General features: G+C 57.6%; 17 protein-coding genes and 1 riboswitch. Of the genes, 1 reads left to right on the forward strand and 16 read right to left on the reverse strand.

Translation table 11 applies throughout. From position 1 onward, the window contains the following. The 8 genes from N8E88_RS15445 to N8E88_RS15480 form a co-directional block, all read right to left on the reverse strand. Positions 1–582 carry a hypothetical protein gene (locus N8E88_RS15445; RefSeq protein WP_262294437.1) on the reverse strand — a complete coding sequence of 194 codons (582 nt, stop codon included), beginning with the start codon at positions 580–582 and terminating at the stop codon, positions 1–3. After that, a complete protein-coding gene (locus N8E88_RS15450; RefSeq protein ID WP_262294438.1) occupies positions 582–1,166 on the reverse strand; it encodes a hypothetical protein in 585 nt (194 codons plus the stop codon). Before N8E88_RS15450 ends, N8E88_RS15445 begins: the two co-directional genes overlap by 1 nt. Positions 1,167–1,326: 160 nt before the next feature. After that, positions 1,327–2,184 (reverse strand): D-alanyl-D-alanine carboxypeptidase family protein, encoded by an 858-nt coding sequence (locus N8E88_RS15455; protein WP_262294439.1) that lies wholly within the window; start codon positions 2,182–2,184, stop codon positions 1,327–1,329. Between the two features lie 156 nt (positions 2,185–2,340). Further along, positions 2,341–3,387 carry an L-idonate 5-dehydrogenase gene (locus N8E88_RS15460; RefSeq protein WP_262294440.1) on the reverse strand — a complete coding sequence of 349 codons (1,047 nt, stop codon included), beginning with the start codon at positions 3,385–3,387 and terminating at the stop codon, positions 2,341–2,343. Beyond that, positions 3,384–4,790 (reverse strand): TRAP transporter large permease, encoded by a 1,407-nt coding sequence (locus tag N8E88_RS15465; RefSeq protein WP_262294441.1) that lies wholly within the window; start codon positions 4,788–4,790, stop codon positions 3,384–3,386. The genes N8E88_RS15460 and N8E88_RS15465 overlap by 4 nt, the downstream gene beginning before the upstream one ends. Positions 4,791–4,793: 3 nt before the next feature. Then, a complete protein-coding gene (locus N8E88_RS15470; RefSeq protein ID WP_262294442.1) occupies positions 4,794–5,366 on the reverse strand; it encodes a TRAP transporter small permease in 573 nt (190 codons plus the stop codon). A 186-nt stretch (positions 5,367–5,552) separates the two neighbouring features. Beyond that, positions 5,553–6,527: a sialic acid TRAP transporter substrate-binding protein SiaP gene (locus N8E88_RS15475; RefSeq protein ID WP_262294443.1), complete on the reverse strand. Its 975-nt coding sequence runs from the start codon at positions 6,525–6,527 to the stop codon at positions 5,553–5,555. A 23-nt stretch (positions 6,528–6,550) separates the two neighbouring features. Continuing rightward, entirely contained in the window at positions 6,551–7,303 is a 753-nt protein-coding gene (locus tag N8E88_RS15480; protein WP_262294444.1) for a FadR/GntR family transcriptional regulator, read from the reverse strand. 242 nt (positions 7,304–7,545) lie between these two features. On the opposite strand from N8E88_RS15480, the gene N8E88_RS31850 reads away from it, so the two are divergent. After that, positions 7,546–8,319, forward strand: coding sequence for a transglycosylase SLT domain-containing protein (locus N8E88_RS31850; protein WP_410010651.1), 774 nt, complete (start codon positions 7,546–7,548; stop codon positions 8,317–8,319). Here N8E88_RS31850 and thiD read toward each other — a convergent pair. The 8 genes from thiD to nikC form a co-directional block, all read right to left on the reverse strand. Continuing rightward, entirely contained in the window at positions 8,261–9,076 is an 816-nt protein-coding gene (gene thiD / locus N8E88_RS15490; RefSeq protein WP_262294445.1) for a bifunctional hydroxymethylpyrimidine kinase/phosphomethylpyrimidine kinase, read from the reverse strand. The genes N8E88_RS31850 and thiD overlap by 59 nt on opposite strands. Further along, positions 9,073–9,732, reverse strand: coding sequence for a thiamine phosphate synthase (gene thiE / locus N8E88_RS15495; protein ID WP_262294446.1), 660 nt, complete (start codon positions 9,730–9,732; stop codon positions 9,073–9,075). The genes thiD and thiE overlap by 4 nt, the downstream gene beginning before the upstream one ends. A gap of 23 nt (positions 9,733–9,755) precedes the next feature. Beyond that, positions 9,756–10,682 (reverse strand): ABC transporter substrate-binding protein, encoded by a 927-nt coding sequence (locus N8E88_RS15500; protein ID WP_262295491.1) that lies wholly within the window; start codon positions 10,680–10,682, stop codon positions 9,756–9,758. 65 nt (positions 10,683–10,747) lie between these two features. Further along, on the reverse strand, positions 10,748–11,491 hold the full coding sequence (locus tag N8E88_RS15505; protein WP_262294447.1) for an ABC transporter permease: 744 nt from the start codon (positions 11,489–11,491) through the stop codon (positions 10,748–10,750). A 118-nt stretch (positions 11,492–11,609) separates the two neighbouring features. After that, positions 11,610–11,712, reverse strand: a riboswitch (TPP riboswitch). Between the two features lie 53 nt (positions 11,713–11,765). Beyond that, positions 11,766–12,737, reverse strand: coding sequence for a TadE/TadG family type IV pilus assembly protein (locus N8E88_RS15510; protein ID WP_262294448.1), 972 nt, complete (start codon positions 12,735–12,737; stop codon positions 11,766–11,768). A 150-nt stretch (positions 12,738–12,887) separates the two neighbouring features. Next, positions 12,888–13,658, reverse strand: coding sequence for an ABC transporter ATP-binding protein (locus tag N8E88_RS15515; RefSeq protein WP_262294449.1), 771 nt, complete (start codon positions 13,656–13,658; stop codon positions 12,888–12,890). Then, on the reverse strand, positions 13,655–14,488 hold the full coding sequence (locus tag N8E88_RS15520; protein WP_262294450.1) for an ABC transporter ATP-binding protein: 834 nt from the start codon (positions 14,486–14,488) through the stop codon (positions 13,655–13,657). Before N8E88_RS15520 ends, N8E88_RS15515 begins: the two co-directional genes overlap by 4 nt. Next, a complete protein-coding gene (gene nikC / locus N8E88_RS15525) occupies positions 14,485–15,414 on the reverse strand; it encodes a nickel transporter permease (protein ID WP_262294451.1) in 930 nt (309 codons plus the stop codon). The genes N8E88_RS15520 and nikC overlap by 4 nt, the downstream gene beginning before the upstream one ends. Between the last annotated feature and the right edge of the window lie 80 nt (positions 15,415–15,494).

A 15,494-nucleotide genomic window follows, 5' to 3' on the forward strand; every position in this document is an offset into this window, starting at 1 on the left:
TTAGGTTCCTGTCAGGGACCGCAGCGGGTCGTAGCTGTCGACGACCAGAGGCTGCCCGTCATTGAACGTCTTGAGATCATCGATCGAAATGCGCGCTTCGGAATCCAATGCCGGCTCTACCTTGCCCGAAAGAACCAGCGTTGCCCCGTTCACCTGGTCGGGCATTGTCTCGAAGATGAACCGAACCTTCTTGGGCAATCCCGGAGCAAGCAGGTGCGGCGGCATGCCAGGAGCCCCTCCGATCCTGTTGGACACTGCAAATTTCAAACCTGTCGGCCCGAGCCAAGTCGCCGCTGCAATGCTCGTGCTGCTCGTCGTGGCCGCAAGCTGTGCGGTGACAATCACCCAAAGGCCGGAAGTCGTCAGGGTTTTCTTCTGGCCATACTGGGTAAAGTCCAGCTGGCGCGCGAAAACAACCTGATCCAGCGTCACGTCGAATTCGCGGGTATGAAGCTTGTCGTGCATCTTGCCATAGACGGGAATTGGCGCTGTCAGCTCACCGAAGCGCGGCTTGGTCTGTTGCATGCCGTAAAGCACACCGACGGCAACGATCAAGACGAGAATATTGGCGAGCCGGCGCATCAGCTTTCACCTTGGGAAAGTGGCAGGCTTACGGTGCCTGCCGGGGCCTTGCTCCACCAACCCGGCGTGCCAGTCAGATTGTTGCGCAACTTGAACTTCCATGCCTCGATGCCAAGTTCAATCGTGCCGGTCGGGACAGCATCCGACGGCACCACCCAGACGTAAGTAATCTTTTCCGGCATCCCGGGTTGCAGATCGGGCAACGACGACCCATCCCTGTCGAGATAAGCGAGAGGCTGCTCGGTGACTCCCTGCAATTTCCCAAGCGGATGAAAAGTATTGGCATAGCCGCTGTCGGACTGGATCGTGCGGTTCATCAATTCGACCGCGAAAACGACAGCCTTCTGCCCTTCCTTCGGCGTCGTACTGAAGATTTTCTGGTCGGTCACCCATGCTTTCAAGGGTTTGATCAGCCATTTGCCCGCATCGAGCGACTGGCCGGCGGTGATTTGCGGCAGCTCTTGCTTGTCCGCTGCCTCGAATGCCCCAAGGGCAAATGCAGTGGCCAGTGCTGCAAATGAGCCGACGCCCGCCGTCAACCAGGCGATTGCTTTGCTGCGCAGGTTCAGGAAACGGGATCGCATCGGCCCGATCGTTCTCCTCGAGAGCAATAATGAGTCGCTGTCGTCACGCACCATGCAATGTTTGCAGAGCAAATTTCAAGTCTTGGATTTTAACGCGCGATAACTTGTGGAAATAACTGCAAATCCGTCAGCCTAGGCGACCTCGAAAAATCGTATCATGTCAGAAACGCGAGGCGACTTGCGGCAGATAGGCGTTGACCAGACTTACAACCTGCGCGTCGCGGCTTCTTGCCGTCTCGCCGCCCATAACGACTGCCACGAGCTGCCGGCCATTGTCGCTGATCGACGTGACGATGTTGAAGCCGGAAGCGCGCACATAACCTGTCTTGATGCCATCCGCCCCGTTCAACTGTGCCAGAACCCGGTTATGCCCGCGGATGAGTTTTCCGTTGTAGACGAAATCCTGGGCGACGAAATAATAGTATTGCCCGGGGTAATGCTTGCGCAGCGACATACCAAGCAGTGCCATGTCACGCGCCGTCGTGATCTGCTGCGGATCGGGCAAACCGGAAGCGTTGTGGAAGTTCGTGCCTCGCATGCCGAGTTGACGCGCCTTCGCCGTCATCTGCGCTGCGAACTGATCCTCCGTGCCGCCAAGATATTCGGCTAGAACCACGGCGACATCATTGGCGGATTTGACAACGATCGCCCTGATCGCGGTATCGACGTCGATCGTCTGGCCCGGCTTCAAACCGAGCTTGCTTGGCGCCTGCGATGCAGCGTGAGCGGAGACTGGCAGGAGAGTCGTCTTGGTGATCCGGCCGGATTTCAGTGCCTCGAAAGTGAGGTAGAGCGTCATCATCTTGGTCAGGGAAGCTGGTACCCGCGGTAGATCAGCGCTCGCCTGATAGAGAACAGCGCCCGTACTGCCGTCGACCACGATCGAAGCGGATTTTTCCGAAACCGGGGCAACCGTCGGAGTGACGGTACTCAGCGTTGCAGCGGTGGTACAGCCGCTGGCCGTGCCAAGAATCACCCCTATCAACGCCACGACTTTCGAAAATGAATAGAACGACATAAGAACTCGCGGCACGTTTAAATTCCGGACATAATGCTTATGCGAAAGAGCAGATGTCTAGCGCAGGAGAGGTTAATAATTCAGCTTAGCCCGCGCTTGTTAGCCGATTTGACTGCGCGCGCCAAGCGAAAGAGGCCAAAGCAAATTGTCGCGCACTTATGCCGTCAACACCACCTTGACGCTGCGCGAGCGGTCCAGAGCCACACGAAACGCTTCAGGCGCGTCGGCGAGTTTGAACTCGCTGGTTACCAGCCGCAACACATCGATCTTGCCCTCGACGATCAACTCGACCGCTTCGAAAAACTCCTCGCCAAAGCGGAATGTCCCGATCAGATCGAGCTCCTTCGACATCACCGCATTTGCAGGAACGGGGATCGATCCGCCAGCGAGGTTACCGACCTGAACCACCGTTCCGCCGCGCCTGACCGTGCGAATGGCCGAAGCCAGTCCCGCCGCCGTTCCGGAAATTTCGAAGGCGATATCGTATGGCGTAGCAGCGGCGAACGCCGCCAGTTGTTCCTCGCCTTGCGACAGGTCTATCGTCTGGTCAGCGCCGAGCTCTGCTGCGAATTTCAACGGCGCGGCGGCAACGTCGACCATGGCCACAGATCCTGCACCCGCATGTTTCAGCGCCAGCATGGTCAAGAGACCGATGGGACCCGAACCGAATATGATGGTCGAAGTTCCTTTCACATGGCCGGCGCGACGTACCGCGTGCAGGCAGACCGCCAGTGGTTCGGCGAGCGCCGCTGCCTGATAGGGCAAGTCCGCTGGCACCTTGACGCATTGCGATGCGGTTGCATCGAACAGACTGGCGAAACCTCCCTGCATATGCGGCGTTTTCGAAGCCGAACCCATGAAGTAAATGTTCTCGCAAAGATTTGCCCGGCCTTCGTGACAATAGGCGCAGTGTTCGCACCAGCGCGACGGATTGACCGCAACCCGCTCACCAACCGCCAGTCCGGTCACGTTGCTCCCGATCTCGACGACTTCACCCGCTACCTCGTGACCAAGTATCAACGGCGAGGTAACGACGAAATCGCCGGTTCTCGCATGACGGAAATAATGCATGTCGGAGCCGCATATGCCGGCAGCCCCGAAGCGAACCCGCACCATGTTCGGCGCGAGGTCACCAAGTTCGATATCGACGACACGAAGGTCTTCGGCGCCGAAGAGAGTTGCAGCAATGCCCGTGGTACTCATTTGATCAGACCCAGTTGTGTTGGCAGCCAAAGGGTGATGGCCGGAATGAATGTGATCGCGATCAGTGCGATGAACAGTGGAACAAGCCATGGCAAGATCGCCATTGTGGTGCGCTCGACCGAGAGCTTCGCAACACGCGACAAGACGAACAGTACCATGCCAAGCGGCGGGTGCAGCAGGCCAATCATCAGGTTCAACGTCATGATCAAGCCGAAATGCACCGGATCGATGCCGAATTTCAGTACGAGTGGCAACAGGATGGGCACAAGGATGGTGATGGCGGCAATCGTATCAAGGAAGCAGCCAACAAACAGCATCAACAGGTTAACAAGGATGAGGAAAACCCACTTGTTCTCGGTAATCGACAGGATTGCCGTCGACAGGAGCTGAGCCGCCTGGCTGACGGTCAAAAGCCATGCGAAGACGGAGGCCGCTGTCACAATGAACAATACCGAAGCGGTTGTTTCGATCGTGTCGAAACTCGCCTTGGCAAGGCTCTTCAACGTCATTGTTCGATAGCGCACCAAGCCGAGGAACAGCGACCACAAGACGGCGGCGACCGCCGCTTCTGTCGGCGTGAACCAGCCCATGGTCATGCCGCCGATGAGGATCACCGGCGTCATCAGCGCCATAACCGCGGAGAAATCGAAATACCAGTCTGCGGCAAGGAGCAGCACCAGCGCGATACCGACTGACGCGTTGATGGAAAGGCCCGTGAGCATCAGCAGATAGATAACCACAGGAACACACGCCACGACCACGATCTCGAGCGAGGCCTCCAGAAGCTGCTTTATCTCGAATGGCGCATCGGAACCCCAGCGCTTCACATAGGCGAAGATGGCAACGGTAACCATCATCAGCGCGGTCATGACGATGCCGGGCAGGATGCCCGCCATGAACAATGCGCCGATAGAGACATTGGCCATCATCCCGTAGATGACGAAGGGCAAAGACGGCGGAAAAATCGGTCCGAGCGTCGCGGAAGCCGCGGTAACGCCGACAGCCGCCTCGACGGGATAGCCGTGATCCTTCATCGCCTTGATCTCGATTGTACCGATACCGGCAGCGTCGGCCAAAGCAGTTCCCGACATGCCGGAGAAGATCACCGACCCGATGATATTGACCTGCGCCAGACCACCCTTCATCCAGCCGACGAGCGAGACGGCGAAGGAATAGATGCGCCCGGTGACACCTGCGGAATTCATCAGGTTACCGGCAAGGATGAAAAACGGCACGGCGAGAAGCGGGAAGCTTTCAACACCGGCGATCATTCGCTGCGCCACGATGATGTCCGGGGCGACTCCGAAAAAGACGAGATAGAGCACTGAGGCAACGGCCATGGAAATGGCGACCGGCACGCCGACAAGCATAAGGACAAGGAAAGTTCCAACGAGCAATAACATTAATCAGTCCTCGATCTTCTGGAATTCTTCGGGACGCTCCAGGACGGAATAGCCCCGGCGAACATTGCGGATGAAAACCTGAACGGCGCGGAGTAGCATCAATATGAATGCGACGAACACGCTGTAAAAAACGATGTTGCGCGGCAGATCGACCGTCACCATGCGCTCTTCCGCAACGATCTCGACGTATCGCCACATCAGCCAGACCGCGTAGGCGAAGAAGCCGATGCGCACGATATCGACGAAGTTTGACAGCGCGCGAGCGACACCCGCCGGCAAGTAGTGGTAGAGAACGTCCACCTGAATATGCCGCGAGACGCGGACGCACATCACAGAGCCGAGAAACACGACGCCGATCAGACAGTTGATGGCGATTTCTTCGGTCCAGGCATAGCTGTCGTTCATGACGTATCGCGTAAAGAACTGAAGGAATACGCATCCCGTCATGAGCCAGAAGACGATCAGTGTCAGCCAATCTTCAATGGCATAATCCGATAGATCAGCCACCGGCGCAGCATCTTCGAAGGAATGAGCAAGCTCTTCGGCAGTTACCGGGGTATGAATTTCATTTGACATGTTCCGTCTCCGGTTGGCGTCAGCATGAAGGGCAAAGGCGTATCTCCCCCCTTGTGGGGGAGAAAGGATTTTCCTGGGTTTAGCCTCTTTGCTAAATCCTTGGAAAATCCAAGAGAGGGGACTTCAAAACTACCCAATCCCCTCTCTTGCGATTTCTCTCCCACAAGGGGAGAGATATCCCCGCCTCTAATTGATCGCGCGAATGGCTTCCCAATCGGATTTCTCGTAGCCGAAATCCTCGAATTTCACCTTCTCCACCACGTTCTTTTCGAAGTCTGCCTTGTCGATCTCCGTCACGTTGAGGCCCTTTTCCTTGAACGTCGCGACGAGCTGTTTTTCCTTCTCCGATATGATCTTCGTTGTGCGTTCGGCAGCTTCCTGCATCACGTCACCGAAGATCTTCTTGTCTTCGTCGGACAGGCTGGCCCAGAGTTGCTTCGAGATCACCGTGTTCAGATGATCGACAATGTGACCGGTCAGGATGATGTTCTTCTGAACCTCGAAAAACTTCTTTGCTTCGATCGTCGTCAACGGATTTTCCTGCGCTTCGACTGTGCCGTTCTGGAGTGCGAGATAGACTTCCGCGAAAGCAATTGGCGTGGTGTTGGCGCCGCAGGCACGCGGCATGGCAAGATAGGCGGGCACGTCCGGCACACGGATCTTCAGACCTTGCATATCCGAGCACTTGGCGATCGGCTTGTTGGATGTGGTTTGCCTTGTGCCGTAATAGCTGACGGCTGCAATGTGATTGCCGCTCTTTGTCTCGTAACCGGCAGCAAGACGCTTGAACACATCGCTCTTCGTATAGGCAATCAGATGTTCCGGCCCGCGGAAAATATAGGGGAAATAGGTGACGCCGATCGGCTTGTAGTCCCGGGCGGCAAAGCTCGACCCGGAAATGATGATATCGACCGTACCGAGCTTAAGCCCCTGATTGATATCGGCTTCCTTGCCCAGCTGTGAAGCCGGGAATACATCGATCTTGTAACGGCCGTTGGTCCGCTTGGCGATCTCTTCGGCCGCCCAGACGGACTCCGTGTGGAACGGCTCCGATGTTTCGTACACATGCGCCCATTTGAGCGCCGTTTGCGCTTGCGCCACCACGGCCGATAGCGCGAGAGCGGCAACCGCTCCCAGAATTGTCGTCAGTTTGATCTTCATATCGTAGTCCTCCCAGATTGAATTCAGATCTTGGTACTTCTGCTCCGGCCTCCCGCAGGATGGCCTTTTTCACTTTCCAATTCCTCATCGAAGCTCTTGGAAAATCTCAATTGCGATTGCAGCAGATGATGCCGCATCGCTGATTTGGCATGCGCCGGATCGCCCGATGCGATAGCGTCGCGGATGGCTCGATGTTCCTCGAATGCCTCGCGCCAGGAAGCGGGACTTTCGAAATAGCTCGCCAGTTTCTCGAAATAGGGTGTCATGCGCTGGTCGAAGAGTTCTCCGACAAATCGATTGAGCGCAGCGTTTTCAATAATGCCGGCGATCGTCGTGTGAAAAGTCCGGTCGAGCGCAATGGATGTGCGCGGATCATTGAACGTGCTCGCCATCTTCGTCAACACATCATCCAGAGCGTCGACATGGGCGGGCGTGATGGCCTTGGCAGCCTCTTCCGCGATCGCACATTCGATCAACGCACGGGCGCGCAGCAGTTCGAATGGCCCTTCAAGATCTTCGGTTTGTACAGGCGCAGGCTTCTCGCGCTGCTGGCGCGTGACATAAATGCCGGAACCCATGCGGATATGAACAAGCCCTTCAACCTCTAGCGCAATCAATGCTTCGCGGATGGTCGGGCGGGATACGCCAAGTTTTTCCGCAAGTTCGCGCTCACCCGGCAACCGCTCGCCAACGGCAAACTCGCCGTTCTCGATCAGCGTGCGGATCTGGTCTGCCACCTGCCGGTACAAGCGGCGCGGCTGGATCGCTGCAAACATTGGTCCTCCCCGCACGGCTCTCCCTTCCGCACTCGACTGGTAAACTGGCCTTACCAATATATAACTGATACATTGATATATATGACAGAGTCAAGGGAGACTTTGGTCAAGATATCTCGGAAAGGCATGAGTAAAATCGGAGCGGTGTCCTATTGTTACAGCTTGTATTGGAAAGTGATTGCCCCACTCCCCTGCGAACAAGCTATGACAATTCAACATCTGCCTCGTCCAACCGGTGACAAATGCTGCCTGATATCCGATTGCCGCGCGCCTTCGCCTGCCTGAGCCTTGCTCTGCTCCTCGGCGCTTGCACGACAGCCGATCCGAAATTGCCCAATGCGGCGTCGATTCCGCTTCCCGAGCCATCGCCGCGGCTTGCAAATGCTACAGACACCAAGCCCCAACCCAAATCTTCAGTCGACGGGCTGATCTCGAAATATTCAGTTGCCTATGCTGTTCCGGAATCGCTGGTGCGCCGCGTCGTACAGCGCGAGAGCCGGTTCAATCCGGCGGCCCGCAACGGTCCGTATTGGGGCCTGATGCAGATGCTGCCCGCGACGGCGCGCGGTATGGGGCATGACGGCAGTGCCAAGGATCTGCTCGATGCAGAGACCAATCTAAAATATGGCGTGAAATATCTGGCCGGGGCTTACAAGGTCGCAGATTACAATCCGGACCAGGCCGTGCGGCTTTATTCACGCGGCTATTATTTTCAGGCCAAACGCAAGGGCATGCTGGACGTGTTGAAGCCGGCGTCGCCAGTCGAAACCGCTGCCGCTGCCGAACCTGCTCCGGTTACCGGCAATGGCGCAGTGACCGCGACAGCCCAGACAGCGACACCACCCTTCGCACCGGCAGTTGCTCCGGCCGCGACGCAACTCGCCTATGCGGGCGATCAAGTCGTTCTTCCCGCAATGGTTCCCTTGCCGTTCGAACGGCCCGAAATGATCGACACCGTCATGCCCGCCACCAGCGGTGGAAGTGGTGCACAGGCCCGCGCCCCTGCCCCACTTTGAGGCTATCGGCTGCGGTAATCGCCGCCGTCAGATAGTCTTTCGCTGCAGTCACAGCCTCACCTAAATCGAGGCCTTTGGCCAATCCAGCAGTTATCGCAGCGGCCAGAGTACAGCCGGTACCATGGTCATTTTCCGTGATGATGCGCGGTCTTGCAAAGCGATGCATCGTGACACCATCGAACAACAGGTCCGTGCTCATCTCGGATTTCGCATGACCACCCTTGACCAACACCGTCGCAGCGCCCAGCGCCAGCAGTTTTTCCGCCTGCCGGGCTATCGCGGCTTCGTCCTCAGCCATGGGCTCCCCTGTCAGCAATGCCGCTTCCGGCAGATTGGGTGTCAGTATCAAGGCGCGCGGCAGAAGAAGCTGGCGCAATGCTTCAATAGCCTCTGGCTGCAACAGGCGGTCGCCCGATGTGGCGACCATAACCGGATCCAGTACCACCTTGCGGTTCCAGTGCTGCAGCGCGGCTGCAATTGCCTCGATCGTTTCGACCACGCCGACCATTCCGATCTTTATGGCCTTGACGTCGATATCCGACAGGACCGCGTCGATCTGCGCGCGGACAATGCCAGGCGAAAGGTTCTCGATGGCGGTCACTCCGCGCGTATTCTGTGCGGTGATCGCCGTCAGAACGCTTGTGCCGTAAACGCCAAGCGCCGAGAACGTCTTCAAATCCGCCTGGATACCTGCGCCCCCGCCGCTGTCGGAACCGGCAATCGTCAATGCAATGGCCGTTTGGGCAATTGCGGTCATGCCCGTTCCTTCAACGCTGCATCGACCGCCGCCAGCAGTGCGGCGGTCGCACCTTGCGGATCGTCCTGCCGGAAGATTGCTGAAATCACCGCCACACCATCGGCTCCGGCGGCAATGGCCGGTGGCGTGCGCGCAAGATCGATGCCGGCGATCGCCCCGATCGGCAGGTCGGGCTTCACCTTGCGAATGATCGGCGCCAGAAGGCTGAATCCTTCGAAGCCGATAGGCTGCAGATTTTGCTTTGCCGGTGTTTCGAACAGGCCGCCAATACAGGCGTAGTCGATATCAGCCTCGATGGCCGCCCGGGCGTCTGCTTCGTTCTTGACCGTCAGACCGATGATTGCGTCCGGTCCGAGCAGATGGCGCACATCTGCCACGAGCATGTCCTCGCGGCCAACGTGCACCCCTTCGACGCCGGCGGCGAGCGCCACGTCGATACGGTCATTGACCACCAGCGGCACCCGCGTTCCCTTCAGTGCGGCGTGGATCGTTCGCGCCCGTTCGACCATAAGGCGCGTCGGCGAGTTCTTGTCCCGGTATTGGATGATCGTCGCGCCACCAAATGCGGCGCTGAGCGCAAGCTGGCCGAGGTCTCTATCGCCGCCGATAGCATCGACATCGACAATGGCATTCAGCCGGTAATCTACTTTTGGCATGTGTTCTCTCTTGGGTTGAATGTTCAGTGCAATTCCACGGCGACGTCTTCGACCTTGGGGACGCTCTTGATCAGCCCCGCATCGTGCATGAAGACACCGAACCTTTCGTAGCGGCCGCGATCGAGCGCCGCAGGCCGCTTGGCAAAGCGCGGCAGCGTGTCGATCCAGGCCTGCTTGTTCAACGGATTGTCCAGATCCGGATAAGCCTTGATGAAAAGCTGCCAGGATTCATCCGGGTGATTGGTCAGATAGATCGCTCCCTTCTCCACCGCCCCGAGAAAGCGCTTGAGCCGGTCGTCCGTGAGCAAATCCGGATGGGTGACGAAGATAAGCTCGTCATAGGGAGGCACGCCATGCTCTTCTGGAAAGAAGGCGAGACCCTTGTGTCCTTCCTGCGCCATCTGCGTCAGCTCGAAATTGCGATAGGCACCAACGGTCGCGTCCACCTGCCCGGAAATCAGCGAGGTGGAGAGGGCAAAGTTGACATTGATCAACTCGACATCCTTGGTTGACAGGCCTTCCGCTTTCAACATGGCACCCAACATCGCGTCTTCGAAGCCTGCGACGGAAAAGCCAACCTTCTTGCCCTTCAAATCCTTCAAGATTTTGATTGGCCCGTCCGCCAGCGTCATCACCGTATTGAGCGGCGTTTCGACCAGCGTGCTGAAGCGCACCAGCGGCAGGCCTTCATCATGGTCGAGAAAAAGCGTGGGCTGATAATGGATAGCGATGTCCGCCTGCTTCGCCGCAACAAGGCGTGGCGGTGCCGCCGGATCAGCGGGCGGGATGAGCTCGACATCGAGACCGGCGTTCGCGAAGTAGCCCTTCTCTTTGGCGATGACCAGTGGCGCATGGTCGGGATTGACGAACCATTCCAGAAGAACAGTCAGCTTATCGGCTGCCATGGCCGGGCCGGAAATGCCGAAGGCAGAAACGGCGAGACCGATCATGAAAATCAGAGGACGAATGCGAAACATCGAAGATCCTTTTACATGCGATGAAATGAGGGAAATTGTCATGCCTCCCGCGCCCATGGCGTCAGCCGTCTTGTCAGTGCATCCACAAGAAAGCGCAGGACAATGGTCAGCGTGGCAAGGATGATGAGGGCGGCAAAGAGCGTATCCGTCTGCATCCGCGCATTGGCCTGCAGCATGACAAAACCGAGACCGCGCGAAGAACCGACCCATTCACCGATGACGGCGCCGATCGGCGCAAAAACTGCCGCGACGCGCAAGCCGGATCCGAGTGCGGGCAAGGCGCTTGGCACGCGCACGAGGAACAGTGTCGCGAGGGGCGATGCCTGTGTCAGCGCCGCTGCGTCGAGCAGATCCTGATTGGTACGTTGCAGACCGTCGGCGAAGGCGGAGGCCACCGGAAAGAAGATGATCAGGCTTGCCATGACGACCTTGGAGGCAAGGCCAAACCCAAACCACAGCACCAGCAGCGGTGCGATCGCGAAAACCGGCAACGCCTGCAGCACGAGCATCAGCGGCCAGACGATCTGCCGGAAACCGGGCACGGCGCAGACGAGAAGCGCAGTCAGGATGCCTGCCAGCGTCCCGAACATCAGTCCCAGGATGATCTCAACCATCGTGATAGCCGCGTTGGTCAGCAGATAGTGCTGCTCGTCAACCAGCGTAGCGATGACCGTCAAGGGTGCCGGCAGGATGAAACGCGGCGGCGCCATCACCCAGACGATTGCTTGCCAGCACAGGACCACCGCCAGCAAAGCTGCCGCTATCTGCAAAACCAGGCGCATGGCGCTGTTCACGCCACTACCGTTGTTGCCGGAGAAATTTTAGAGGAACAAGCACGGTCTGGACTCCATCATGATCGGAGATCCGGATATGTGCGAAGACAAGATTTGAGGTGCGTGAAGAAGGCTCAATTCCCGTTCCTACGCCGGCATAACCCGGATCAGGTTCAAGGGTCCAGCTCGACGCTATCTCAGCACTGTACAGTGCCCCCCTCGGAATGAAGTCATGATGGAGCGGCGCAACGACAAAGTCAATTGCACCGCGGTTGTTGTCCAGTTAGTGAGTCAGACGAACAAGTTCACCGTCGACCGATTTGCATTCGGATTTTACCCTATACAGAAAGTCCGGCTCAACGACGTTGGACGGACTGCCACCATCTTCCCACCAATGTTGGTGCTCCTTCTGATCGCAATCCAACAGGTTGTCGAGCGGATTTGCAGAGGTAGTCTTCAATCGTATTCCATCGACAAACAGGTTATTATAGGTGCTGGGATCATTGGTGCGTAGCGTTGAAGAATACGTCGCATCTGCTGTACTCTTGCTTGTCTTGCACACGACCTTGTTCGTTGTCGATGTATTCCTATAGCCTATATCACAACCGTCCTGTTTAATTTCCATCTTCAAGTACAACGAATTCTTGTCATATTCGCCAAGGTCGTATTTTGTCGCAACTGATATCGGCGGATTGGTAACGCCAGAACCAAGACCACCAGCGCCGTTGTGATCCGCTGCCGTATAGGTGATCGTACCAACCACAACCTCCTTGCCGTTCCTTTTGACAACAATCGAGACCCGTTTAAACCAGTAGCCTGTAACCTTATCTATAGTGATGGTGGCGCTGGACGGTTTCAGCGGCGCCAATGCTATAGAAGTGACGTCGATTGGAACCGAGTCCTTGTTCAACACACGCATGAACGTTGTATTGGTTTGGCCACCGAGTGTGACGGTCACTTGCTGCTTTTCCGCCTTGAAATTGATCGTAGCAGCATTCGCAGCGTCTACGCCCAGATTAGCTTTGAGATAGGCGCGCGCAAGCGCTTCCGCCGCTGCCGAGTTTGGGCCGGTAAAGATCGAAGCGCCGGCGAGCGCAGCGGCATCCGCCGCATTCTGTAATTTCGACCGCTCATTGCTTGCGAGGCTGTAATCCACAGCGAGGCCGGCCATGCCGAGAAGCGGCACAAGCAGCAGTCCGAATGTTACCGCTGTTGCCCCGCTACGGTCTTTGAGGAATTTTGTAAATTTTTTCATTGGCCCACTCCGTCGTTACATGGACCATTGAATCTCCGGCGTAAATTCGTGCTTAGTAAATTCATTCATATTTTCACGATCATGCTCCGGCAGCACGATTGGTGTAAAATCATTGTTGGAATGGTAAAAAACCAATGAAGATCGTTAACTCTAAGGCTGGATACCCGGCCTGACGAATCCCTGGCTCGCGACGAGAAGATTGCGCGTATAATCCTGCGTGACCTTGCGTTTGACAAGTTCCGATGCCGTCAGACGCTCCACCTCGGCACCATTCTGCATGACCATCAGCCGGTCGCACATGTGAGTCACAACGGCGAGATCGTGGCTCACCATGAGGAAAGTCAGGTTCCGGTCGCGCCTGATCTGCTCGAGCAGGTTCAGCACCTCCGCCTGCACCGAGGCATCGAGCGCCGATGTCGGCTCATCAAGGAGCAGGATCGACGGTTCGAGGATCAGCGCCCGGGCGATGGCAACGCGCTGACGTTGACCGCCCGAGAGCTGATGAGAATAGCGGAAACGGAAGCTCGATCCCAATCCCACTTCGTCGAGTGCGCGCAGGATACGCTTTTCGATATCACCGAACCCATGGATCACCAGCGGTTCCAGTAATAATCGATCCACGGTCTGGCGTGGATGCAGCGAGCCGTAAGGATCCTGGAAAACCATCTGCACTTCGCGGTAAAATGCCTTGGTACGGGATGAACCGAGCGTCTTGCCGTTGACCGTAATCATCCCGCCGCTGACCGGCGCGAGACCTGCGACAGCACGCAGCAAAGTGGATTTTCCCGAACCGGATTCACCGACGAGACCGAAGGATTCGCCCGGTGCCACACCGAGGCTGACGCCGCGCAGGGCGAGAAAGCGGTCGAACTTCACTTCCAGCTTTTCAATGACCAATGCCTTGGAGCGAGATGGTGTCATGCCGCCCACTCCGGCTTGCGATCAAGCACCGGCAGCGGATGCCGGTCGGCGCCGATCTGTGGCATGCAATTGAGCAGGCCTTGCGTGTAGGGATGCTTGGCATTGTGCAAATCGGTTGCGGCAATCTCTTCGACGATCCGCCCCGCATACATGACGATGACGCGGTCGCAGAACGATGAAACCAGCCGCAGATCATGCGAAATGAAGATCAGCCCCATGCCGCGATCCCGCACCAGATTGTCGAGAATACGCAGCACGTCGAGTTGTACGGTCACATCCAGCGCCGAGGTCGGCTCGTCGGCGATCAGCAGTTCCGGCCCGGTAATCAGCATCATGGCAATCATGGCCCGCTGACCCATGCCACCCGAAACCTCATGCGGATGCAAATCGTAGACCCGCTCTGCATCACGGATCTGTACGGCGGCAAGCATGTCGAGCGCCCGCTTGCGTGCCTCGGCCTTGCTGACCTTCTCATGCGTCCTGAGCGTTTCGACGATCTGCCGACCAATACTCATGACAGGATTGAGCGAATATTTCGGATCCTGCAGGATCATGGCAATGCGGTTGCCGCGAAGACTCCGCCGCTGCTTCACCGAAGCCTGCAGCAGGTCGATGCCGTCGAAGTTGAGCTTCTGTGCAGTGATCTTCGCATGTGGCGGTGTCAGCCCCATGACGGCGCGGCCGGTCTGCGACTTGCCTGAACCGGACTCGCCGACGATGCCAAGCCGCTCGCGTCCAAGCGTGAAGGAAACGCCGCGCACCGCATCGACAGTGCCGGTACGGGTCGGAAACTGCACGCGCAGGTCCTCTACGGTCAGCATGGTGCTCATTGGCTGCTACCCCGCGGGTCGAGCGCATCGCGCAAGCCATCGCCTAGAAGATTAAAGCCGAGGCTGACGATCAAGATGGCAAAGCCCGGCGCTGCCGCAACCCACCATTGGTCCATAATGAAGCGTCGTCCTGAGGCGATCATCGCGCCCCATTCGGGCAGCGGCGGCTGAGCGCCGAGGCCAAGAAAGCCAAGCCCGGCGGCAGTCAGGATGATCCCCGCCATGTCAAGCGTTACGCGCACGATCAGCGATGAGAGGCAGAGCGGCATGATATGGCGCAGCACGATGCGAAACGGCGAAGCACCCATCAACCGCACCGCGGCGATGTAGTCCGAGTTGCGTACAGTCAGCGTTTCGGCGCGCGCGATACGCGCATAGGGCGGCCATGAAGTGATCGCGATGGCAATGACCGCATTCTCGATGCCGGGCCCGAGGGCAGCGACGAAGGCAAGGGCAAGAATAAGCTTGGGAAACGCCAGGAAGATATCGGTGATGCGCATCAGAATTGAATCGATCCAGCCCCCCGCATAGCCGGCAATCGTGCCGACGAGTAGTCCGATGGGCGCTGCGATGATGGCGACGAGGATGACCACATAAAGCGTCAGCCGCGAGCCATAAATCAATCGCGAAAGAATATCGCGGCCCTGGTCATCGGTGCCGAGCAGGTATTCGCCGCCCGGCGGCAACAGGCGTGCATTGCGCAAATCGCCGACCACCGGAGAATGCGGCGCGAGCACATTCGCAAAGGCGGCGACGACCAGAAGTGCAATGATGATGCCGAGACCAACAACAGCCAGCTTGTTGCTGGCGAACCGGCTCCAGACCAGATAGGCCCGGCCGAGCCGGGCCTGCATGCGCGATTGCGGCCGGTCGCTCATCAGCCATTCGCGGCGGGAAAGGGGGCGTGTCATCATCTCAAGACTCATAAAATTGGTCGGAGGGTGGCGAAAACGTCGATTTTCGAGCACCGGAGCGCAGTGTACTTTTGGGTACATGAGCACCGGAG

It is taken from the genome of Phyllobacterium zundukense, from assembly GCF_025452195.1.
Taxonomy (GTDB): domain Bacteria; phylum Pseudomonadota; class Alphaproteobacteria; order Rhizobiales; family Rhizobiaceae; genus Phyllobacterium; species Phyllobacterium zundukense_A.